This is a genomic window from Haloterrigena gelatinilytica (assembly GCF_013342145.1).
Classification (GTDB): Archaea; Halobacteriota; Halobacteria; order Halobacteriales; family Natrialbaceae; genus Haloterrigena; species Haloterrigena gelatinilytica.
Map to the genome: position 1 here is coordinate 62,392 of NZ_JABUQZ010000001.1, position 20,675 is coordinate 83,066.

Here is a 20,675-nt window from a genome sequence, read left to right on the forward strand (position 1 = left end):
GGCGTCTCGAGGCCGTCGGTCGCTGATTCTTTGTTCGCCGATTCGATACTCGAGGTCTCGTTACTCCACGCTATAGGAGTCCGTCGTATCGACCCCGAGCAGGTAGTTCCCGCCGCAAAAGCCCATCCAGACGTTCTGGAGGAGCCCGAGCCCGGCGATGCCCGCTATCGCGGCGCGCTCGCGTTTGTCGTCCTGGTAGGCCGCCGCGGCCATCACGACCAGCCAGATGCCGAGCACGCCGCGTGCGATGCGATCGAGTCCGCCGACGTTTCGCTGCATACGCGGTCCTACGGGCGGCCGAGTGGAATCCGTGTGGCCGAATATCTCGCACGCATTTATTACGCCGCCTGTTGACTGTCCGACAGCAACCGATCGATGAAACGCATTCGCATCACCCTGGACCCCGCCGGCGACTACGCGCCGCCGCTGTACCGGCGGTTCGCGGGCGGCGCGTCGTACCTCGAGCGGGTCCACATCATCAACTGGAACGTCGCGTCGCCGCCGACGGCGTTCCTACTGTGGCTTCGCGGCGATTACCGACGGCTCGAGGCGGAACTCGAAGCCAGCGAGAACGCCGACGAGTACGAACTCCTCCCGCTCGCGGATCGGGAGTGTCACTGCTTTCTCGAGGGAGCGGTCGCCGACGCCGCACGGCTCCTGTTCGAGAACTTCACGCGGGGGAGCCTGATCACCGTCCCGCCGATCGTCTGCAACGACGACGGGACCAACACGTTCTCGATCATCGGGACGGACGCCGACATCCAGAACGCGGTCGAAGGCGTTCCCGACGGCGTCGGTGTCACCGTCGAGGCGGTCGGCGGGGAGACCGTCGCCCCGAAGAGCGCCGTCGGACGCCTCTCCGAGCGCCAGCGCGAGGCCGTCGAGGCCGCCCTCGAGATCGGCTACTACGACGTTCCCCGCGAGGCGACGACGACCGATAGCGCGGGACCGGAGGTCCCGCGGACCATGCGAACGGCGCTTCGCGCCGTGAGCAGACGTCGCCGACGAACTCGATTGTGCGACCGCGACCGCCGCGGAGCACCTCCAGAAGGCCGAGTCAAAGCTGATCGGGGCGTTGCTCGAGCGGTAGGACGGCGGCTCTCGTCCCCGCGGAACCGCGATACGGGCCGGCGCTCTCGAGGCCCCTCGGGCGTTCGATTCCGCTGACGGAGAGGATCACCAAATACTCTTATCAGGTGAGGTCGTATCTTCCCGTATGGCAGACAAACCGACTTCCGGAGAGATTCTCGGCGTACCGTACAACTTCGATCGACCCAGCCTCGGACGGATGATCTCCTCGTACTGGCAGCCCGGCGAGGGGATGCTCGTCGAGAAGCCTTTCGGCGTCGGCTACACCCTGAACCTCGCCAACTGGCGGTCGTGGATCGTCGTCCTCGTCGCCGGCGCGCTCCTCTGGCAGCAAGAGCAGAGCGAGTCCGGCGCCGACGAGGACCGCCGGGACGAACCCGTCGAGGTCATCGTCGACGACCAGGACGAGTCGGCCAACTGATCGCGCGCTCGTTTCCGATTCCGTCGCCGTACGATCGCCTAGCCGTCCGTCCCTTTTCGTCGGGACTCGGTTCCGATAATCTATTATTCGTAGTAGTATATCGCGTACCAAATGGAGCAGCTGTTACTATCGATTACGGTGCTGACGATTATCGCTCAATATCTCGGATATTTTCTTCTCCGCATCGATATTCGACGAATAGAATACGCGGATTCGAGGATCAGACAGCTTCCGACACTAACTGCGAGACTTCCCCTTCTCGGTGTCGTGGTTCCGTTGTGGTACTTATACCATAGAAATCGCCTGAAACGGGACACGGACAATCGCTGAACCAGAACCGCTGTGCTTCTGATTCTTCCCGTCTAATCCCTCCGCTCTGACGGAAATACGCCCTGGCTCTGCGTTACTGCCGTCGCAGATTCCGCGAACTCGCCCGTGCACACGAGGATGTGACGGGGCGGTGTCGTCACCTCGGGTTTCGCGTCGATCCGTCTCCGCGAGGGGTCTTTCGACTCGAGTAGCGAACGAAATCCCGAGACGTCGACGGACCGAACCGTTATACCGGACGGCGACACAACGTGGGGCAGTATGCAGGTCGAGAGCCCCGACTTCGTCGTTGCTCGAGACGGGAGCGGCGATTTCGACTCCGTACAGGCCGCGATCGACGCCGTTCCGGACTTCCGGGACGCGGAGACGACGATCCGCCTCGAGTCCGGGACCTACGAGGAGAAACTGGTGGTGCCGACCTCCAAGACCAACGTGACCCTCGTCGGCGAGGACCCCGAGGAGACGATCCTGACCTACGACGACTACAACGGGAAGGAGAACCGCTTCGGCGAGGAGATGGGAACGACCGAGTCCTCGAGTTGCTTCCTGTTCGGCGACGACTTCACGGCGCGGGATCTCACGTTCCAGAACGCGGCGGGCGCCGTGGGGCAGGCCGTGGCCGTCCGGGTCGACGGCGACCGCGCCGTCTTCGAGAACTGCCGATTCCTGGGCTGGCAGGACACCCTCTACACTCACGGCGAGGACAGCCGCCAGTACTACCGCGACTGCTACGTCGAGGGCCGGGTCGACTTCATCTTCGGCTGGTCGACGGCCGTCTTCGAGGACTGCGAGATCTTCTGTACCGGCGACGAGGGGTACGTCACCGCCGCCTCGACGACCGAGGACACCGACTACGGCTACCTCTTCCGGAACTGCGAGATCACGGGCGACGCACCCGACGGTTCCTTCTACTTGGGGCGCCCCTGGCGCCCCTACGCCCAGACGGTGTTCGTACACTGCTACCTCGGCGAGCACGTCCGGCCCGAGGGGTGGCACAACTGGCGGGACCCCGACAAGGAGGAGACCGCCTTCTACGCCGAGTACGAGAACGAGGGGTCCGGCTTTACGCCCGACGAGCGCGTCGACTGGGCCCGCCAGTTGACCGACGAGGAGGCCGCCGAGTACACCCTCGAGACCGTCCTCGACGGCTGGGATCCGCTCGAGCGCCTCGCGGACGCCGACGCCCGATCGTCGACCGTCGATCGCTGACCGCCGTCAGCGGTCGCCCCCGCCCCTGATGCAGTCGAGGCTGCCGATCGCCGCGACGAGGTCGCGAGGTACTGTGGTCACCCTCGAACTGGGCCACGTCGACGTCCCTCGGACCGTCATCGAGGCCCTCGAGTTGTAGCTGCCGTCGGCTCGAGCCGCGACCGATTTCGCGCGTTTAATCGGGCAAATACTCCGCGAGCGGCGGTGCGAACGCGTCGATCACGCGACACGGCTCGAGGGCGCGCACGCCGTGTTCCGTGCCGGGCGGGACGACGTAGGAGCCACCGGCCTCGACCGTCTCGGAGTAGGCGCCGCGGAGTTCGAGCGAACCCTCGATGACGAAACTGCCCTGAGTCGCCTCCTCGTGACTGTGGGGCTCGCCCTCCTCGCCGTCCGACAGCGAGTAGTGGACCAGCATCAGTTCGTCCGTACAGGCGAGGACGCGGCGCTCGCCGCCGCCCTCGAGGTCGTCGATCCGGGTCGGATCGTCCCAGTCGGTGACGTCCATACGATCGAATTCGTGTCGTTCGAACATAAGGATCCGCCGGGGTCCGGAACCGGCGCGCCGCGAAACCGCGCGATCGACGGCTATTTTCCGCCCGCGAACGCCGCATCGCGTATGGCCATTCGATTCGTCACCGGCAACGAGGGGAAGGTTCGCGAGGCGCGGGACTACCTCGCGGACCTCGAGCCAGTCGAACAGATCGACTACGACTACACCGAGGTCCAGAGCGACTCGCTCGAGGCGATCGCGGCCCACGGCGCCCGCGAGGCCTTCGAGGAACTGGGCAGCGACGAACCGGTGCTCGTCGACGACGCGGGACTGTTCGTCGAGGCGCTCGAGGGGTTCCCGGGCCCGTACTCCGCGTACGTGGAGGACACCGTCGGCGTCGAACGACTCTGGCGACTCGCGAGCGAGGAGGAGAACCGACGCGCTCGGTTCAAGACGGTGCTCGCGTACGCGGACGGCGAGGTGCCACGCACCTCGGACGAGACGGCGAGCGAAGCGGATAGCGGTTCGCGAGCCGTCAGAGTCGAGACGTTCGAGGGCTCGGTCGCCGGCACGCTCGTCGCGCCGCGCGGCGAGGGCGGCTTCGGCTACGATCCGATCTTCGAGTACAACGGGCAGACGATGGCCGAGATGAGCACCGAGGAGAAAAACGCCATCTCCCACCGCGGCCGCGCGCTGGCCGAGTTCGCGGAGTGGTACGCCGGGCGCGACCAATGAGTCGATAGATCGGTCTTTTCCGATTCAACTCCATCAATCCGAATCGTTCTGCCGATTTTCCGAAGCCGTCTAATTCTCGACATTCGGCGCTAGACCTTTACATGGGCGCGGAACGTGAGGTCTCGTAGGCGAGGGAGCGCTCGAGACTCTGTTCTCGAGAGCGAGCCCTCGCCCACAACAGATCGAGAAAATACAATATGAGTTCTGACGATGACGCGCTCGAGGCGGCCTGCCGGAGCCTCGAGGGCGTGTGCGACGACGTCGAGGAGACGGTCGACGCCCTGACGGAGCAGCGGCCGGCCGAGGACAGGGTCACAACGCAGGCGGCGGTGTTCGGCGCGCTGGCGAACGAACACCGGGTGCGAATCCTCGAGGCGCTCCGGGACGGCGAGCTGTGCGCCTGCGAACTGCAGGTCGCTCTCGAGGCGCCCCAGTCGACGGTCGCGACCCACCTCCGGCGGCTCCGGGAGACGGGCCTGATCAAGGGCCGCAAGAAGGGGAAGTGGACCTACTACCGGATCGCCGATACGGCGGCGCTCGAGTTGCTCGATATCGGAGCCGCCGTCGACGTTCCGGAATCCGACTGACTGCCGACCGATACGAACCGAGACCACCATGACAGGAAACGACACCATCACCGACGACGCGACCGACGTACCGCGCGACCGGCGAACGCACGTCCGCGAGCGGTACGCCGAGGTCGCGTCCGCCGCCGACGACTGCTGCGACGCATCGACGACCGACGCCGATTGCTGTGACGACTCCGCGGCCGACGACGACACCGAAACGGAGTGCTGCGCCCCCTCGGAAACCGAGACCGGTTGCTGCGACGCTTCGAACGGCGAGTTCGAACTCGAGGACGATCCGTCCCGGGCGCTGTCGCTCGGCTACGAACCGGACGACCTCGAGACCGCCCCCGAGGAGTCGAACCTCGGGCTCGGCTGTGGCAACCCGGTCTCGATCTCGAACCTCGAGGCCGGTGAGACGGTCCTCGACCTCGGCTCCGGCGGCGGGTTCGACTGCTTCCTCGCGGCCCGCGAGGTCGGCTCCGGGGGACGGGTCATCGGCGTCGACATGACCCCTGAGATGCTCGAGCGCGCTCGCGAAAACGCTTCGGACAGCGAACTCGAGAACGTCGAGTTCCGACTGGGCGAGATCGAACACCTCCCGGTCGCCGACGCGACCGTCGATACGATCGTCTCGAACTGCGTCGTCAACCTCTCGCCGGACAAGGTGCAGGTGTTCGCGGAGGTGTACAGAGCCCTTCGGCCCGGCGGCACGCTCGCGATTTCGGACCTCGTCGCGACCGAGCCGCTCCCGCGGGAGATCCGCGAGAACCCCGACGCCGTCGACGCCTGCGTCGGCGGGGCCGCGACGGTCGACGAACTGGAGACGCTGCTCGACGACGCCGGCTTCGTCGACGGCTCGATCACCCTCGAGGGCGAGTGGACCGCGGACCTGCCGGTCGCGTCCGCGCGGATCGAAGCGAGAAAACCCGTCTGAGTCGCGGCCGACCGTCTCCGCTCGAGTCCGAACGCGAGCGCCGAAGCGACCGGCGATCGACGGCCGTCAGTCGTCGCCTTCCGCGGCCGCGTTCGCGCTCCCGTCCTCGGACCCCGAACCGCCGCCGGCCTTCGCCGTGCTGTCGACGTCGACGCCTTCCCAGTCGTGGTCGGCGTGGTAGCCCTCGCGTTCCTTCGCGCTGGCCGCGACGCGGATGAACTCCGCCTTCTCGCGGGCCGCGGGGATCGTGTGGCCGCCGCAGTAGGAGAGCCCCGACTGGATGCCCGCGCAGAACTCCTCGACGACGTCGGCGACCGGCCCCTTGTAGGGAGTCAGCGCCTCGACGCCCTCGTCGGCGCGGACGTTCTCCTCCTTGTCGTCGCGCTTCTCCGCGGCGGTCGTCGTCGCCATGCCGCGCGAGCGCTTGTACCGCGTGCCGTCGACCTCGACGACCGCGCCGGGGGCTTCCTCGGTACCCGCGAAGAGGCTGCCCATCATCACGGTGTCGGCGCCCGCCATCAGCGCCTTCACCGCGTCGCCGGAGGTTCGGATGCCGCCGTCGGCGCAGACGGTGACCTCGAGGGCCTCGGCCGCCTCCGCGCAGTCGTCGACGGCGGTCAGCTGCGGGACGCCCGCCCCGGCGACCTTCCGCGTGGTGCAGTGGGAGCCGGGTCCGATGCCGACCTTCACGCAGTCGGCGCCGGCGGCCGCCAGATCCTCGACGCCCGCGGGCGTCGCGACGTTGCCGGCGACGAGATCCGTCTCGGGGAACTCCTCGCGGAGCCGTTCGACGGCGTCGATGGTTCGCTCCATGTGGCCGTGGGCGACGTCGACGACGAGCGCGTCGACGCCGGCCTCGACCAGCGCGGCGCTGCGCCCGACGTAGTCCTCGTCGATCCCGATCGCGGCGCCGACCTGCTCGCCGGCGTCTTTCACGCGCGCGACCTGTTCGGACTGCTCCGTCGGCGTGAGGAAGCGGTGGAGGACGCCGAAGCCGCCGGCGCGCGAGAGCGCGATCGCCAGTTCGGCCTCGGTGACGGTGTCCATGGCGGCCGAGACCAGCGGCGTCTCGAGCTCGACCGAGGGCGTGAGATGCGTCGAGAGATCCACGTCGCTGCGGCTATCGACTGGCGAGCGGTTCGGCACGAGGAGGACGTCCCCGTAACTCAATCCGGTGCGGAGATCGTTCATTGACCCCTCCATACTCACGGCTGGGTCGGGATAAACATCTCGGCTCGAGCAGCCGCGCCGCGATACTCTTCTCGCGTGTTATTCCGCCGCTCGCGGGTCCCGATCCGGTCCGGGGTAGTCGCCGCCCTCGACGGCCTCGTAGAGGCTCTCGGGGTCGAACAGCCGCGCGAACGCGTCCGGTGGGCGGACGCTGACCGAGACGCGAGGCTGCAGGGAGAGGCCCGCCTGCGCCGATCCCAGCCCCTCGTCGTACGAGAGCAGGTGTGCGGCCCCGCCTCGGTAGGCCGAGGCGAGCGCCGGGTGGTCGTCCGCCGGCTGATCGACGGCGACTCGTTCGGCCTCGAGTCGCTCTCGATGGTCGGCCGCGAGGGCCGCGTCGGCGAGGTCGGTCACGAGCCGTTCGGTCTCCTCGAGCAACCGGTCGCTCGCGACGAGCTCGACCCAGGAGTGACGACGGACGTGATCGAGGGCGTCTCGGGCGTCGCCGCCGACGAGCAGGTCGGCCGCGAGCACTTCGGGAGCCGCGACGACGCGGGTCGGGTTCGGTCGCTCAGGCATCCTCGCCGGCCTCCGTCCCCGAGTCGGTCTCCGTCTCGGCCGACAGTTCGTCGGCCGCCGTTCGCACGGCCTCGAGATCCACGTCGTAATCCGCGCCTCGATCGAAGAGTTCGGCCCAGCTCGCTGGCATCGGCGAACCTTCGCGGCCCGAAGAGAAAAGCCCCGCGTCTCTCGAGTTCGACGGATTTGATATCGCAGTATGTGATTTACCTCGTTGAAACCGGGGAAGTGACGAACCCAGCCGACAGCCGCCGCTACACCGCTCGAGCGTCGTTCTCGCTGCGATTTTGCGGAGATTCGGTTCACTACCGTCGAAAACAGGAGAGACAGTGCGGAGAGGCGCCAGCTTCGAGCGACCGGTCACTCCGCTCGAGCCAGTACCCAGGAGAGGACGGCGCCGAGGACGAACGCGACGCCGACGTTGACGAACAGGCCGACGGCGCCGACGCCCAGCACGAACGCCAGCGATCGCCCACCCGAAACCGGTTCGAACGCCGCTCGAGCCAACTCGAGCGAAACGACGACGAGCAGGACGCCGAGGACGGCGAGCGGAAACGCGGCCAGCAAGGCTCCCGTGGCCACGAGCGCCAGCGCGAGGTAGCCGACCCCGAGCAGCACGTTCGCACCGCCGGTGCGAGCGCCGAAGGCGTACTTTCCCGCGAGTCCGCCGCTGCCGTGGCACATCGGCACGCCGCCGAGGGGAATCGCCGCCAGACAGGTCACGCCCATGCTCGTCGAGAGCGCGTCCGGCGAGATATCTCGGTCGTAGAGGTCGCCGCAGAGCAAGGCGGTCGCGATCGCCGCGTTCCCGACCGTCATCCCCAACTGCGCGACGGTCCCCTCGAGCGCGGCGCTCGACAGCGTCGGCCCGCCCGCCGGAAAGACGGCGAGGGCGGGCATCCGCGGCGTCGGGAGCCCCGTCGTCGCGACGGCCGCGAGAGCGCCGAGTCCGAGCACGACCAGCACGCTGGCCTGCCGGTAGCCGACCAGCGCGAACAGGCCGACGACGGCCAGTCCGCCGATCGCGACCGGGAGGTTCCCCGCGGAGAGATCGACGGCCGCCTCGAGGAGGAGCAGGGCGACGGCGAACTGGACGCCGCGAATCACGGGTTCGCCGACGACTCGCTGGAGCCGGCCGACGAGCCCCAGTTTCCCCACCGCGAGCAGTATCCCTCCCGCCACCAGGCCGGCGGCGGCGAGTTCCGCGTAGGTGAGCGTCCCGACGATCGCCAGCCCGATCAGGGCCTTCATCGGCTCGACGGACAGCGGCAGCCCGTAGTAGAGCCCCCAGACGATCTGGAAGACGCCGAAGCCGACCAGCACGTGGGGCAGCGAGACGCTCGTCGTCGCCGCGAGGGCGACCAACAGCGGCAACACCGTAACCGAATCACCTAGCGCGCCCGTCAGCTCGCTCGTCGAGAACTCGAGCGCGGAACCGGTCCCAGACCGGAACGAATACGCCATCTATACCCGGTACAGTCGGAACCCTTTTGAGACTTACCAGTAACCGACTTCCGTTTCTCTTCGAGGCTGAAGAAACGGAATCCCGTTACTGCTGAACGCTCGCGAGCGGTCGATTACGCGACGGAGACTGTGCGTCCCGAGGGGCACCGTGTTCTAGCCCGTTCCACTCGTCGTCGATGTCGCCCGTCGATCTCGAGCAGCGCCGTACCGACGTGCCGTACTGCGTCAGGGTCGTCCGAAGACCCTGATCGATGAGTTCGCCCGCGGTTCGCGCGGTCTCGTCGACGTCGCCGTCGAGAGAGACGGTGACCAGTGCGTAGTCCTCCTCCTCGATGTCGCCCTCCCGCTGGATGGAAGCCGGGCGTCTTCCCCGTACGTGTCCGCGACGAACGCTGCAGCGTCTCGAGCGGGTAGTTCGTTTCTACGAGACCTGCTTCCTGATCCTCCCGTCACTGTCGGGTGCGTAACGCCGAACGACGGGACCGACATAAATCAAATATAGCTATACCAAACTAGTTGCTTCGCGTCCGGTGCCTAGTTATCGACGGACTCGAGCGAGTCCGCCTCGAAGGCGTCGCTGTACCGCGCTAGCGTGGATTCGTAGCCGGCCATCGCGAGGTCGTAGGTCTCGCGCAGGTCGGCGATCGGGGTCTCGCTGGCGTCGATCCGCAGGTCGTTGTACGCCGGCTCCCAGTCGTGGCGCTCGGTCGTCTCGACGACGACCGCCGCGCTCTGGACCGACAGCTCCTCGCGCTTGTCGCCGCCCTCGAGATCGCCCGCCGCGAGGGCGTCGATCAACCGCTTCGCGAGCGGATCGGTCTCGGCGTCGTCCCGAACCGCCTCCGGCCCCGTCGCGGGGTCGGTCGTCTCGTGGACGGCGTTGGCCGCGTAGTTGGCCGCGGCCGCTTCGAGGACGTCCTCGCCGGTCAGCATGTTGCCGGCGACGGTGAAATTGTCGCGCTCGAGGTGCCCGGAGCGCTCGACGCACTCCGCGCCGGTGAAGGCGAACGTCCCCTCGCGATCGACGCCGTGGAGCTGTCGCTGCGGGGCGCCCTCGTCGGCGTTGAGCAGCGCCTCGAGGGCATCATCGACCGCGAGCCCGTCCTCGACGTACGCGAGTCCGCGGTCGCCGAGTTCGACGTTGACCAGGCTCTGGGTCGCGACGGCGCCGCGGTCGCTGACGAACGGACAGAGCGCGCCGACGCCGGGTAGACGTGTCGTCACGGCGACGCCGAATCGGTGGTGGCTGTCGCCGTCCGGCGTCTCGTAGGCCTCGTGGGCGCAGATGCTGAAGGTCATCGTTCGTGGATCATCGCTCGCGGACAAAAATCACGCGCCGGTCTCGTCGGGCGGTGGTCGATCCCGGTTCGTCCGCGGATTCGCCGGGTTTTCTGACGGAACCCTCGGTAGCGCCTCGAGACTCGGTTGCTCATTTTCGGGCCCGACTCATTCGAAGTCGTGACTGTGTCTGACGTAAGAACTATACTGGCGGCCGCGGTGGGTTACGCCAATGGGACTTATGAGCAAAATCCTCGGCGGCGGTCAGTCTCGGACGGCCGAGGACTACGTCGAACTGGATCTCGACGACGCGTCGGCGAGTTCGGCCGAGGCGGCCATGCAGGTACACATCGCCGAAGTCAACGACCAGGCCGACGCCATCGATATCAAAGACGCCGTCTACGACGGCGACATCGTCATCGCGGACATCACGCGTCTGCGAACCTCGGACAGCACCGTCGAACACATCGTCGACGAACTCCGGCAGGTCGCCCAGGAGGTCGACGGCGACATCGTCCGGAAGGGCGACGATCAGATCATCATCACGCCGACCGGCGTCCACATCAGCCGCGAGAAACTGGGCCAGCGGGTCTGAATCGGCGATTCGACTGTTCTGCGGTCCATCTCGTTCGTACTCGAGGGCGGGCGTTCCTTCCGTCGAACCGGCGTCGGGAGAACCGTATCGGTTCGAACAGGCCGACCAGTGTTCCGTGATCTCACACGACACGGTACGACTCCGCGAGCCGGCGCTATTTTCCGGATTTTGTTGCCGTACCCAGTGACGAAAGCGGCGAGCGACGACCGCCGGTCTCGAGTCCCCTGCCATCGATCCCGTCGCTGCGGTCGAATAAAGGCCGGACGTACGATGGGTAACGGAGCTGTCACGAGTGGCGACGCGTCGCTGCCGTGGTTCCGGAGCCGCGGTACGGCTTACCCTGAGACGTAGTTGAAAGGGGGTCTCGAGCCAATTCCCGGCCACAGCATGAGTACGCGACTACCGACCCCACCCGGTCCGGGACGGTGCCCGGACTCGAGGCGGGGCGATCGAAGACGTCGCCCGCCAGCCGCGTCGTCCGGACGACCGAAGCGACGAGCGGACGCCGGAGGTGTGCGACCGTGAGCGACGCGCCGCGCGTCGTCTCTCCGTCGTGGCTCGCAGACCGCCGCGACTCGGTGACGGTCGTCGACGTCCGCGAGGAGCGCGAGTACGAGGAATTGGGCCACGTACCGGGCGCGGTCAACGTCCCGACCGAGACCTTCCGCGATCCGAGCAGCGTCGCCGAGGGGAAACTGCCCGGCGCACAGGCTTTCGCCGACCGCATGAGCGAGGCGGGAATCGAGCGCGACGACGCTATCGTCGCCGTCGACGACGAACGCGGCGTCAACGCGGCCCGATTCCTGCTCACCGCGACCGTCTACGGCCACGAGGGCGACCTCTACCTGTTCGACGGCGGTCTCGAGGCGTGGCTCGCTGAGACGGACGCCGACCTCGAGACGACCGAGCTTGAGTCGGAATCGAACTCGGATTCGCAACTGGAGACGACGTACGAGGCCGTCAGGCGCGACGACGCCCCGATCGTCGACCGCGAGGACGTCGAGGCGGCCGTCGAGGGCGACGCCGTCGTCGTCGACACCCGGACCACCGCCGAGTACGACCAGTCGCACATCCCCGGCGCGGTGCAACTCGGCTGGGAGGCCCTGCTCGAGGACGACACCGACCGACTGAAGCCCGAGGACGAACTCGAGGCGCTGCTCGCCGACCGGGGCATCGAGCCGGATGATCGGATCGTCCTCTACTGTAACACCGCGCGGCGGTTGAGCCACACCTACGTCGTCCTCCGACACCTCGGCTACGAGAACGTCGCGTTCTACGAGGGGAGCCTGACCGACTGGGTGCGCGCGGAGGCACCCGAGTGGGACCCCGTCGATCTCAAGCGGCAGGTCCGCGCGTACGCCGACGCCGGCGGATTCGACGCGATGGTCGCGGAACTCGGCGAAGACGTCCTCAATCGGCTGAAGCTGATCGGCCTCTACCACCAGAAACAGCGGGGCTACTTCATGCTCCGCACGCGGGCGCCCGGCGGGATCCTCACCGCGGAACAGGCCCGCGTCATCGGCGAGGTCGCCGACGAGTTCGCCCGGGCGCCCGAGGCGTACGGCGGGCCCGACCAGAATCCCGTCTTCGGCGACGGTTACCTCGACGTGACGACCCGGCAGGACGTCCAGATGCACTGGATCCGGATATCGGATATCGACGAAATCTGGGATCGGTACGAGGCGGTCGGCCTCGAGACGATGCAGGCCTGCGGCAACTCGGTGCGCAACGTCGTCGGCTGTCCCGCCGCGGGGATCGACGCCGACGAGACGATCGACGTCCGGCCGACGGTCGAACGCGTCAGCGAGCGGTTCCTCGGCGACCACCACTACGCCAACCTGCCGCGGAAGTTCAAGGTCAGCGTCACCGGCTGCCACGAGGACTGCGCCCGGTCGGGGATCCAGGACCTCGGACTGACGCCGGCGGTGAAGGACGATCGCGACGGGTTCGTCGCCCGGGTGGGCGGCGGCCTCTCGGACGGCCCGCGGATCGCCAGCGACGTCGATCTCTTCGTCGAACCCGATCAGGTCGACGACCTCGTGGCCGCGATGGCCGACCTGTTCATGGACCGGGGCAGCTACCTCGACACCGCCGTCAACCGCCTGCGCTTTCTCGTCGAGGAACTCGGCCCCGAGCGGTTCAGGGAGGAACTCGAGTCCTCCGCCGACTTCGAGTTCGTCTCCCCCGACGAGACGCTGACGACCGACTACCGCGGCGACCACGTCGGCGTCCACGAGCAGGACGACGGTCGCTCCTACGTGGGGTTGAACGTCCCGACGGGGCGGATGGGCGGCGACGAGTTCGCGGAACTGGCGCGACTCGCCGAAGCCCTCGGCGACGGCGAACTCCGCCTGACGCCGAACCAGAACGTGCTCGTCCCCCACCTCGCGGACGACGCCCTCGAGACGTTCCTCGAGGAACCGGTCGTCGAACGCTACGGCCCCGATCCAGGTCCCTTCGCGCGCGGGATCGTCACCTGCACCGGACGGGAGTTCTGCAACTACGGGATCATCGAGACGAAGAACCGCGCGATCAGGTGGGCCCGCGAACTCGACGACTGGGCCGAGGAAGTCGGTATCGCGGACGACCACGACGCGATCCGCGTTCACATGTCGGGCTGCTCGGCCTCCTGTGCGCAGCCCCAGGTCGGCGATTTCGGCCTTCGCGGCGAGGTCTACCGCGACGACTACGAGTCCGGTCGCGCGGCCGACCTCGGGCTGGGCGGGGACCTCGGCGACGACGAGTTCATCGACTGGCTCGTCGGGAAGATCCCGATCGACGACGTGCCGGACGTGATTCGAGAGATGATGCTGGCCTACGAGGGCGACCGCGAGGCGGGCGAATCGTTCGCCGACTGGACCGACCGGAAATCCGACGCGGAACTGCGCGAGATCGTCGCGGAGCGTCCGCCGGCCGAGCCGCCCGTCGTCGGCACGGAGGTGAGCTGAATGGTCGCGGACAACCGTCCGTCGATTCCGGAACCCGACTCGACCGGCCCCGAACCCAAGGGCGCCGGCGGCGACCCGCGAGAGCTGAACGACGACGTGACCGAACCGCCGGGGAAGATCTGGTTCCGCGATCTGGACGAAGCCGTCATCGAGGCCGACCGCTGTATCCAGTGTGCCTCCTGCGTCGCGGCCTGTCCGTCCGACTCGATCGGCATCGACGAGGCGGAGCACCGCCCCACGCTGGTCAAGATGTGCACCGGCTGCTCGCGCTGCTGGGATTTCTGTCCCCGCAGCGGCCTGCGGTACGAACGCCACCTCGAGTTGGCCGTCGAGGAGCGCGCCCTCGAGGAGCCCGCGACCTACGCCGCGCGAGCGGACGGCGACGCGGCGGCGGCCGGACAGGACGGCGGCGCCGTGACCGCCCTACTGGCCGAACTGATCGAATCCGGCGACCTCGACGGCGCGGTCGTCGCCCGCGAGAGCGATTCGGGTCCGCTGCGCGGGGAGCCGTTCCTCGCGACCTCCCGCGAGGACCTCCTCGAGGCCGGCGGCAGCATCTACAACCAGACGATGGGGCTGGGACGAATCGACGATCTGCTGGCCGAGGAGGGACTCGATCCCGCCGAGACGGACCTCGCGCTCGTCGGGACGCCCTGCGTGATCCAGGGCGCGACCGCGCTCGACCGCTACGACCACGAGCCGGCCGATCCGATCGCGCTGACGGTCGCGCTGATGTGTACCCGGAGCTTCGAGCACGGGCGGCTGGTCTCGCGCCTCGAGCGCTTCGACGTCGATCCGGAACGAGTCGACAAGCTCGACATCACCGCCGGCGTGCTTTACGCCTTCGACGAGTCCGGCGACGTGTTGCTCGAGGCGGACGTCGACGAGTTCGACGCCGCGGGCCTGCGGGGCTGTTCGGAGTGTGCGGACTTCGTCGGCGCCGGGGCCGATATCAGCGCCGGCAACGTCGGCACCGAAGACGGTGAGACGACGGTCGTCGTTCGTACTGAGACCGGCCGCAACGCGTGGGAGAGCGCCGCTGACGGCCTCGAGACGACGGCGATCGACCGACCGGACACGCTCGAGCGACTCGCCGACTGGAACCGGCGCCGCGCGGAGTCGACCCTCCCGCGGGCGTACGATCCCGAGGGCTCGGTCGGCATCAGCTACGAAGCGCACCGCGAGGCCTACGACGGCACCGATCGGGAACCGCAGCCGCTGAACCCGGCGCGGGTTCACCAGTACGAGGAGTGGTGTTGAGTCGCTCGCTCCCTTCGTTCGGGGAGCGGATCGCGCTCGACCGACGAACGCTCGTCTCGCGACGTGCTCGCTTCTGCTGCCGCCGATTTCGCTCGAGTCGATTTCCCGTTCGGCTCCGTCCGAATCGGTCGGCGAATCGACTCTCCGTCCCGGCCGGCCGGTCCAGATCACTCTGACGGCCGACCGGTCTGTTTCCCCGTTTCGGCCGGCCGAGCGGCCACCGCGGCCGGGCGGGACTGAAAGGGGCGACCCGCTGGCGCCTGCGCCAGCGGGTCGGGGCTTTCGGATGGGACTGAAAGGGGCTGCGCCGCTCGACCCACTGGACGAGCGGCGCAGGGGCTTTCGGTGTTTTCATCCGGCGGGAATTCCGGTGACGGGTTATTACCCGCAGTGTGTAATCCGTTTCCATGACCGGGTTTCGAGCCACAGTCGTCGTCAAAGACCCCGGGGAGTGCCCGATCGCGGACGTGTCGGCGTCCACCGACGAGCCGATCACCTCCGTGACGCGATCGCGGGCGTCGACCGACGGCACGGTCGTCGAAGAGTTCGGTATCGCCGCCGACGCCGGGACGGAGTCGATCGACGACGGTACCGCGACCGACCTGACGCCGATTCAGGCGAACGACCGCGAGGAGATCTACCGGTTCGAACGCGAGAGCGAGGCCGGCTGCGCGTGCGAAATCGTCGAGGGAACCGGGACGCCCGTCTCCTCGGTCCGCGCACAGGACGGCGCGCTCGAGTTGACGTTTCGAACCCTCGAGCTGACGGAGATCGCCGACATCGTCGACGATCTTCGGGACCGGTTCGAGAGCGTCCTGGTCGAGGAACTCACGCAGGACCACGACGACGAGTCGTCGGATCCGGTGCTCGTCGACCGCGACCTCCTGACGACGCGCCAGCGCGAGATCATCGAGACGGCCCACGAAATGGGCTACTTCGACTACCCGAAAGGCGCGAACGCGACGGACGTCGCAGAGGAACTGGGGATCGCTCGATCGACGTTCACCGAGCATCTGGCCGCCGCCCAGACGAAGCTGCTCGACGCACTGCTCGAAAAATAATGTAAAATAATTCGTCCCATATAGTGGTTGGTGACCGAACGTCGAATTAGCGCTTCTTATAACGGGTTCGATTGACCACACGCACGGAACGAAACGGAGACATCACACGCATTTGGCTGTGACGGCGAACAAACGACAATACTTTTCCAATGGGGTGCGGAATATCGACTATGGCTGACGATCTCAAAAAAGGACTGGAGGGAGTCCTTGTCGCAGAGTCAGGGCTCAGCTCGATCGATGGTGACGCCGGTCGACTGATCTATCGAGGGTACTCGATCGAGGATCTCGCTCGCGGCGCGAGCTACGAGGAAGTCCTCTATCTCCTCTGGCACGGCGAACTCCCGACCGCGGACGAACTCGAGTCGTTCGCCGCGGCGCTCTCCGAGGAACGCGAGGTCCACGACGACGTTCTCGACGCCATGGAGCGGCTCGCGACGGCCGACGAACGGCCGATGGCCGCGCTCCGAACCGCGGTTTCGATGTTCTCGGCCTACGAGCCCGAGACCGACGCCGACCCCGAGGATCTCGAGGCGACGATGCGCAAGGGGCGGCGCATCACCGCCAAGATCCCGACCGCGCTGGCGGCCTTCGAGCGTTACCGGCTCGGCGAGGAGCCGGTCGATCCCCACCCTGACCTGGGGCTGGCCGCGAACTTCCTGTACATGCTGACCGGCGAGGAGCCGAGCGACGTCCACGCCGAAACCTTCGACCAGGCGCTGATCCTGCACGCGGACCACGGCCTGAACGCCTCGACGTTTACGTCGATGGTGATCGGCTCGACGATGGCCGACATCTACAGTGCCGTGACCGGCGGTGTCAGTGCCCTTTCCGGACCGCTTCACGGCGGCGCGAATCAGGACGTCATGGAGGTTCTGATGGAGATCGACGAGAGCAACCTCGACCCCCTCGACTGGGTCGAGCAGGCGACCGACGAAGGCCGGCGCATTCCCGGCTTCGGACACCGCGTCTACAACGTCAAGGACCCCCGCGCGAAGATCCTGCAAGAGCGCAGCAAGGAACTCGCCGAGAGCGGCGACTCGAAGTGGTACGACATCACCACCACGATCGAGGAGTACCTCTCCCAGGAGAAGGGGCTGGCCGAGAAGGGGATCGCCCCGAACGTCGACTTCTACTCCGGCTCGGTCTACTACCAGCTCGGCATCCCGATCGACATGTACACGCCCATCTTCGCGATGAGCCGCGCCGGCGGTTGGGTCGGTCACGTCCTCGAGTACCAGGAGGACAACCGCCTCATCCGTCCGCTCTCGCGATACACCGGCCCGACGGATCAGGAGTTCGTCCCGGTCGACGAGCGGTAACGCGGCCGCTCGAGCGAGTCAGTTTTTTCGGCGTCGCGAGTTCGTTTCGACGACACCGATACCGGTCCCAGCAGCACGAGACCAACCAGTACGGGCAAGACCGTCGGGCGCGTACGCCGACGCGTGCTGGTCTTCGTTTACGGGACGCTGACCGATCCCGAACGGGTCGCGTCGCTGCTCGAGGACGGTCCCGGCGAGTACGAGTTCGTCGGACCGGCGACGCTCGAGGGGCTCCACCGCGTCGACGGACGGTACCCGACGCTCGTTCCGGGCGGCAGCGCCGATGGCCGACTCCTCTCGGTCGACGAGCCCGCGCTCGAGCGGCTCGATCGCTACGAGGGCGTCGATCGCGGGCTGTACGTTCGGGTTGCGGTTTCGGGACCGGACGACCGCCGCGTCTGGATCTACGTCGGGCAACCGGATCGACTCGGCGTCGACACCGCCGACGGCTGGCCGGACGACCGTCCGTTTCGCGACGCGGTTCGCTCCGCCGTCGTGCCGGATACTACCGTGGTAAGAAGACGCGAATGACGGTCGTCTGCCAACCGTCAGACACGGGCGTCTCCCCGCTTCTGTGTGGCGATTTCACTTTTACCCCGGAGCCATGAGCTTTATATGCACCGCGTCCCGTTCTACACTCGCACGTCACACGCCGTGCATTCCCTGTATTCCCTGTCGTGTTGCCGATCCGGCAACACTGTCCTGTTGGGGTCGCCGTGAGCGCCGGGCCGTCCGGCGAGTCGTCCCCGACAGTCTTACAGTACCCGCCCCATAGTCGGGCGTATGCTCGAACTCGACGATATTCTCGAGGCTCGCGAACGGGTGCGGGAAACGTCCAGACACACGCCGCTCGAGCGGTCCCACACCTATTCGTCGATGACCGGCGCCGAGGTACACCTGAAACTGGAGAACTTCCAGCGGACGGGCGCGTTCAAGATCCGCGGGGCGACCAACCGAATCGCGACGCTCTCGGACGCCCAGAAGGACGCGGGCGTCGTCACCGCCAGCGCGGGCAACCACGCCCAGGGGGTCGCGCTCGCGGCCACGCGGTCGGGCGTCGACTCGAAGATCGTCATGCCCGAACACGCCCCGATCTCGAAGGTCAAGGCGACCAGAAACTACGGCGCCGAGGTCGTGCTGTCGGGTCGCGACTACAACGAAGCCGCCGAGCGCGCCCACGAGATCGAACGCGAGGAGGGCCGAACCTACGTCCACGCGTTCGACGACGAGTACGTCATGGCGGGGCAGGGGACGATCGGCCTCGAGATCGTCGAGGACTGCCCCGACGTCGAGACCGTCGTCGTCCCCATCGGCGGCGGCGGCCTCATCAGCGGCATCGCGACCGCGATCAAGGAACAGAACCCGGACGTCCGGGTCATCGGCGTCCAGGCCGCGGGCGCCTCGAGCGCCGCCACCTCGCTCGAGAAGGGCGAGCGGGTCTCGATCGACGAGGTCGACACCATCGCCGACGGCATCGCGACCCGCAGCGTCGGCGAGCAGACCTTTCCCTACATCCAGGAGTACGTCGACGAGGTCGTCACCGTCTCCGACCCCGAGATCGCCGTCGCCCTGGTCTACCTCCTCGAGCGCTCGAAGACGGTCGTCGAGGGCGCGGGCGCGGTGCCCCTCGCCGCGGTCCTCTTCGAGAAGTTCGACTACGACGAGGGCGAAGTCATCGTCCCCGCGCTCTGTGGCGGCAACATCGACCTCAACACGCTGACCAACGTCATCGTCCGCGGCCTCGTCGAGACCGGGCGCTACCTGAAGATCCGCACCGTTCTGAAGGACCGCCCGGGCGCGCTCGAGGATCTCCTCGATATCTTCACCGCCCACCAGGCGAACATCTACGCCATCCACCACGATCGGACCTCCCGCGACGTCGAGATGAGCGATACGGAAGTCGAGATCGAACTCGAGATGCGCGGCCCCGACCACGTCGACGCGTTCCTCTCCGACCTGCGCGGGGCCGGCTACGAGGTCGACGTGCTCGCCTGATCGGCTCGGCGCGGTCGCTCGTTCGCTCGAACTACGAATCGCGTCCGGTCAGTTCACTACGCTTTTCCCACCAGTCGGCAATAACGCGATATGGGTATTCAGGAATACTTCGAATCCGATCTCCGGTTCTACTACGCGATCGGCGTCTTCGTTATGCTAGTCTACGTGCTCGGGATCGCGCTCTCGGCGCTCCTGGACCTCGCCGTTATCGATCACCGGCTCGTTCCGCTCACCGTCGGCTTCTTCCTGTTCATGTTCGTCTACTTCATCTCGGTGAGCGTCCAGGCTCTCGAGCCGGATTCCTGACCGCGATTCGACGCGCTCGACGCTCGTACTGCGCTCGTGTCGGTCACTGCGGCCGCCGAGCGCTCGACCGCACTTCGGCCGCTTTTAAGCCGCCTCGGCTCGAGTCGTCGACCATGAAACGGATCATCGAAACCGACGACGCGCCCGCCGCGGTCGGCGCCTACAGCCAGGCGACCAGCAACGATTCGCTGCTCTTTACCGCCGGCCAGATCCCGCTGACGGCCGACGGCGAACTGCTCGACGACGAACCCATCGCGGCCCAGACCGAACAGGCCCTCTACAACCTCGACGCCGTCCTCGACGAAGCGGGCGCGTCCGCCGCCGACGTCCTCAAGGTCACCGTCTACCTCGACGACATCGACGACTTCGACGCGATGAACGAGACCTACGCTAACTACTTCGACGACCAGCCGCCCGCCCGCAGCGCGGTCGAGGTCGCCGCCCTCCCCAAGGGCGTCGGCGTCGAAATCGAAGCCGTCGCCTCCCTCGAGTAATGGCTCCGGCGCTGCCCTCGATCGTCCGGTCCCGTCCCCGGATCGTCTCGGCGCTCCTGTGGGGCGCCGTCGGCTGGATGGCGTTCCTGGCGCTCGTGCAGGGCTACGCGCTGGTCGTCGACCCGCTCGTGACGTTCGGTCGGGCGGTCGTCATCGCCGTCCTCGTCGGCGCGGTCACCGCGGGAACGGCCTACTGCCTCGAGCACCGCGTGGCCGTCTGGGCGGCGCGCCGTGCGGGGAGTGAAACCGAGGCACACGGCGGCGACGGCAAAAGTAAGAGTTAAACGACGGACGCGGTTAGGTGGAGACGAGCCAGGATGGCCGAACGGTAAGGCGCACGCCTGGAAAGCGTGTTCCCTTTGGGATTCAGGGTTCAAATCCCTGTCCTGGCGCTTCTTGACATTCCGACAATTGCACTAGACAATTATG

Annotated in this window: 23 protein-coding genes and 1 tRNA gene; 17 read left to right on the forward strand and 7 right to left on the reverse strand. The window is 67.2% G+C overall.

From position 1 onward, the window contains the following. Positions 1–60: 60 nt before the first annotated feature. A complete protein-coding gene (locus tag HTZ84_RS00340) occupies positions 61–279 on the reverse strand; it encodes a YgaP family membrane protein (protein ID WP_174678853.1) in 219 nt (72 codons plus the stop codon). Between the two features lie 96 nt (positions 280–375). Here HTZ84_RS00340 and HTZ84_RS00345 point away from each other — a divergent pair, with 96 nt between their 5' ends. The 3 genes from HTZ84_RS00345 (at position 376) to HTZ84_RS00355 (ending at position 3,046) form a co-directional block, all read left to right on the forward strand. Next, entirely contained in the window at positions 376–1,167 is a 792-nt protein-coding gene (locus HTZ84_RS00345; protein WP_254612537.1) for a helix-turn-helix domain-containing protein, read from the forward strand. Between the two features lie 49 nt (positions 1,168–1,216). Continuing rightward, positions 1,217–1,510 (forward strand): DUF5808 domain-containing protein, encoded by a 294-nt coding sequence (locus HTZ84_RS00350; RefSeq protein ID WP_008894032.1) that lies wholly within the window; start codon positions 1,217–1,219, stop codon positions 1,508–1,510. A 588-nt stretch (positions 1,511–2,098) separates the two neighbouring features. Next, positions 2,099–3,046: a pectinesterase family protein gene (locus tag HTZ84_RS00355; RefSeq protein WP_174678854.1), complete on the forward strand. Its 948-nt coding sequence runs from the start codon at positions 2,099–2,101 to the stop codon at positions 3,044–3,046. A 175-nt stretch (positions 3,047–3,221) separates the two neighbouring features. Here the strand turns inward: HTZ84_RS00355 and HTZ84_RS00360 are convergent, their stop codons facing one another. After that, positions 3,222–3,554 carry a cupin domain-containing protein gene (locus HTZ84_RS00360; RefSeq protein WP_174678855.1) on the reverse strand — a complete coding sequence of 111 codons (333 nt, stop codon included), beginning with the start codon at positions 3,552–3,554 and terminating at the stop codon, positions 3,222–3,224. A 111-nt stretch (positions 3,555–3,665) separates the two neighbouring features. Here HTZ84_RS00360 and rdgB point away from each other — a divergent pair, with 111 nt between their 5' ends. The 3 genes from rdgB (at position 3,666) to arsM (ending at position 5,777) form a co-directional block, all read left to right on the forward strand. Then, positions 3,666–4,274, forward strand: a complete 609-nt coding sequence (gene rdgB, locus HTZ84_RS00365) for an RdgB/HAM1 family non-canonical purine NTP pyrophosphatase (RefSeq protein WP_174678856.1) — start codon at positions 3,666–3,668, stop codon at positions 4,272–4,274. Between the two features lie 197 nt (positions 4,275–4,471). Continuing rightward, complete coding sequence (locus HTZ84_RS00370) at positions 4,472–4,861, forward strand: ArsR/SmtB family transcription factor (protein ID WP_174678857.1); 390 nt, start codon at positions 4,472–4,474, stop codon at positions 4,859–4,861. A 28-nt stretch (positions 4,862–4,889) separates the two neighbouring features. Continuing rightward, the gene (gene arsM, locus HTZ84_RS00375; protein ID WP_174678858.1) at positions 4,890–5,777 is read left to right on the forward strand and encodes an arsenite methyltransferase; all 888 of its coding nucleotides are present in this window, start codon (positions 4,890–4,892) and stop codon (positions 5,775–5,777) included. A gap of 66 nt (positions 5,778–5,843) precedes the next feature. Here the strand turns inward: arsM and HTZ84_RS00380 are convergent, their stop codons facing one another. From HTZ84_RS00380 to HTZ84_RS00400, 5 genes are all read right to left on the reverse strand, one after another. Further along, positions 5,844–6,968, reverse strand: coding sequence for a guanosine monophosphate reductase (locus tag HTZ84_RS00380; RefSeq protein ID WP_174678859.1), 1,125 nt, complete (start codon positions 6,966–6,968; stop codon positions 5,844–5,846). A 78-nt stretch (positions 6,969–7,046) separates the two neighbouring features. Then, entirely contained in the window at positions 7,047–7,526 is a 480-nt protein-coding gene (locus HTZ84_RS00385) for a DUF7384 family protein (RefSeq protein WP_174678860.1), read from the reverse strand. Continuing rightward, the gene (locus tag HTZ84_RS00390; protein ID WP_174678861.1) at positions 7,519–7,656 is read right to left on the reverse strand and encodes a hypothetical protein; all 138 of its coding nucleotides are present in this window, start codon (positions 7,654–7,656) and stop codon (positions 7,519–7,521) included. Before HTZ84_RS00390 ends, HTZ84_RS00385 begins: the two co-directional genes overlap by 8 nt. A 230-nt stretch (positions 7,657–7,886) precedes the next feature. Next, positions 7,887–8,990, reverse strand: a complete 1,104-nt coding sequence (locus tag HTZ84_RS00395) for a putative sulfate/molybdate transporter (protein ID WP_174678862.1) — start codon at positions 8,988–8,990, stop codon at positions 7,887–7,889. Positions 8,991–9,524: 534 nt separating this feature from the next. After that, a complete protein-coding gene (locus HTZ84_RS00400) occupies positions 9,525–10,289 on the reverse strand; it encodes a DUF1028 domain-containing protein (RefSeq protein WP_174678863.1) in 765 nt (254 codons plus the stop codon). A gap of 211 nt (positions 10,290–10,500) precedes the next feature. Here HTZ84_RS00400 and HTZ84_RS00405 point away from each other — a divergent pair, with 211 nt between their 5' ends. The 11 genes from HTZ84_RS00405 to HTZ84_RS00455 all read left to right on the forward strand — a co-directional run bounded on the left by HTZ84_RS00405 (position 10,501) and on the right by HTZ84_RS00455 (position 20,638). Next, positions 10,501–10,863: a cell division protein SepF gene (locus tag HTZ84_RS00405; RefSeq protein ID WP_008894042.1), complete on the forward strand. Its 363-nt coding sequence runs from the start codon at positions 10,501–10,503 to the stop codon at positions 10,861–10,863. 521 nt (positions 10,864–11,384) lie between these two features. Next, positions 11,385–13,811 carry a rhodanese-like domain-containing protein gene (locus tag HTZ84_RS00410; protein ID WP_174678864.1) on the forward strand — a complete coding sequence of 809 codons (2,427 nt, stop codon included), beginning with the start codon at positions 11,385–11,387 and terminating at the stop codon, positions 13,809–13,811. Next, the gene (locus tag HTZ84_RS00415) at positions 13,812–15,071 is read left to right on the forward strand and encodes a Coenzyme F420 hydrogenase/dehydrogenase, beta subunit C-terminal domain (protein ID WP_174678865.1); all 1,260 of its coding nucleotides are present in this window, start codon (positions 13,812–13,814) and stop codon (positions 15,069–15,071) included. A gap of 407 nt (positions 15,072–15,478) precedes the next feature. Continuing rightward, positions 15,479–16,132 carry a helix-turn-helix domain-containing protein gene (locus tag HTZ84_RS00420; RefSeq protein ID WP_174678866.1) on the forward strand — a complete coding sequence of 218 codons (654 nt, stop codon included), beginning with the start codon at positions 15,479–15,481 and terminating at the stop codon, positions 16,130–16,132. Positions 16,133–16,302: 170 nt separating this feature from the next. Then, positions 16,303–17,451, forward strand: coding sequence for a citrate synthase (citZ, locus tag HTZ84_RS00425; protein ID WP_174678867.1), 1,149 nt, complete (start codon positions 16,303–16,305; stop codon positions 17,449–17,451). 123 nt (positions 17,452–17,574) lie between these two features. Beyond that, on the forward strand, positions 17,575–17,982 hold the full coding sequence (locus tag HTZ84_RS00430) for a gamma-glutamylcyclotransferase (protein ID WP_174678868.1): 408 nt from the start codon (positions 17,575–17,577) through the stop codon (positions 17,980–17,982). Between the two features lie 252 nt (positions 17,983–18,234). Further along, positions 18,235–19,446: a threonine ammonia-lyase gene (gene ilvA / locus HTZ84_RS00435; RefSeq protein ID WP_174678869.1), complete on the forward strand. Its 1,212-nt coding sequence runs from the start codon at positions 18,235–18,237 to the stop codon at positions 19,444–19,446. A gap of 90 nt (positions 19,447–19,536) precedes the next feature. Next, positions 19,537–19,752, forward strand: coding sequence for a hypothetical protein (locus HTZ84_RS00440; protein ID WP_174678870.1), 216 nt, complete (start codon positions 19,537–19,539; stop codon positions 19,750–19,752). Between the two features lie 113 nt (positions 19,753–19,865). Further along, complete coding sequence (locus tag HTZ84_RS00445; protein WP_174678871.1) at positions 19,866–20,246, forward strand: Rid family detoxifying hydrolase; 381 nt, start codon at positions 19,866–19,868, stop codon at positions 20,244–20,246. Then, the gene (locus HTZ84_RS00450; RefSeq protein WP_174678872.1) at positions 20,246–20,530 is read left to right on the forward strand and encodes a hypothetical protein; all 285 of its coding nucleotides are present in this window, start codon (positions 20,246–20,248) and stop codon (positions 20,528–20,530) included. Before HTZ84_RS00445 ends, HTZ84_RS00450 begins: the two co-directional genes overlap by 1 nt. 27 nt (positions 20,531–20,557) lie before the next feature. Continuing rightward, positions 20,558–20,638: transfer RNA gene (locus tag HTZ84_RS00455), tRNA-Ser, on the forward strand. Positions 20,639–20,675: the final 37 nt, after the last annotated feature.

Bases quoted from the DNA above. Each gene is read 5' to 3' on its own strand.
- HTZ84_RS00380 (WP_174678859.1), bottom strand. From the start codon at position 6,968: ATGAACGATCTCCGCACCGGATTGAGTTACGGGGACGTCCTCCTCGTG.
- HTZ84_RS00390 (WP_174678861.1), bottom strand. From the start codon at position 7,656: ATGCCAGCGAGCTGGGCCGAACTCTTCGATCGAGGCGCGGATTACGAC.
- arsM (WP_174678858.1), top strand. From the start codon at position 4,890: ATGACAGGAAACGACACCATCACCGACGACGCGACCGACGTACCGCGC.
- HTZ84_RS00445 (WP_174678871.1), top strand. From the start codon at position 19,866: ATGAAACGGATCATCGAAACCGACGACGCGCCCGCCGCGGTCGGCGCC.
- HTZ84_RS00440 (WP_174678870.1), top strand. From the start codon at position 19,537: ATGGGTATTCAGGAATACTTCGAATCCGATCTCCGGTTCTACTACGCG.
- citZ (WP_174678867.1), top strand. From the start codon at position 16,303: ATGGCTGACGATCTCAAAAAAGGACTGGAGGGAGTCCTTGTCGCAGAG.
- rdgB (WP_174678856.1), top strand. From the start codon at position 3,666: ATGGCCATTCGATTCGTCACCGGCAACGAGGGGAAGGTTCGCGAGGCG.
- HTZ84_RS00420 (WP_174678866.1), top strand. From the start codon at position 15,479: ATGACCGGGTTTCGAGCCACAGTCGTCGTCAAAGACCCCGGGGAGTGC.
- HTZ84_RS00450 (WP_174678872.1), top strand. From the start codon at position 20,246: ATGGCTCCGGCGCTGCCCTCGATCGTCCGGTCCCGTCCCCGGATCGTC.
- HTZ84_RS00395 (WP_174678862.1), bottom strand. From the start codon at position 8,990: ATGGCGTATTCGTTCCGGTCTGGGACCGGTTCCGCGCTCGAGTTCTCG.
- HTZ84_RS00400 (WP_174678863.1), bottom strand. From the start codon at position 10,289: ATGACCTTCAGCATCTGCGCCCACGAGGCCTACGAGACGCCGGACGGC.
- HTZ84_RS00350 (WP_008894032.1), top strand. From the start codon at position 1,217: ATGGCAGACAAACCGACTTCCGGAGAGATTCTCGGCGTACCGTACAAC.
- ilvA (WP_174678869.1), top strand. From the start codon at position 18,235: ATGCTCGAACTCGACGATATTCTCGAGGCTCGCGAACGGGTGCGGGAA.
- HTZ84_RS00340 (WP_174678853.1), bottom strand. From the start codon at position 279: ATGCAGCGAAACGTCGGCGGACTCGATCGCATCGCACGCGGCGTGCTC.
- HTZ84_RS00345 (WP_254612537.1), top strand. From the start codon at position 376: ATGAAACGCATTCGCATCACCCTGGACCCCGCCGGCGACTACGCGCCG.
- HTZ84_RS00360 (WP_174678855.1), bottom strand. From the start codon at position 3,554: ATGGACGTCACCGACTGGGACGATCCGACCCGGATCGACGACCTCGAG.
- HTZ84_RS00355 (WP_174678854.1), top strand. From the start codon at position 2,099: ATGCAGGTCGAGAGCCCCGACTTCGTCGTTGCTCGAGACGGGAGCGGC.
- HTZ84_RS00385 (WP_174678860.1), bottom strand. From the start codon at position 7,526: ATGCCTGAGCGACCGAACCCGACCCGCGTCGTCGCGGCTCCCGAAGTG.
- HTZ84_RS00370 (WP_174678857.1), top strand. From the start codon at position 4,472: ATGAGTTCTGACGATGACGCGCTCGAGGCGGCCTGCCGGAGCCTCGAG.
- HTZ84_RS00405 (WP_008894042.1), top strand. From the start codon at position 10,501: ATGGGACTTATGAGCAAAATCCTCGGCGGCGGTCAGTCTCGGACGGCC.
- HTZ84_RS00415 (WP_174678865.1), top strand. From the start codon at position 13,812: ATGGTCGCGGACAACCGTCCGTCGATTCCGGAACCCGACTCGACCGGC.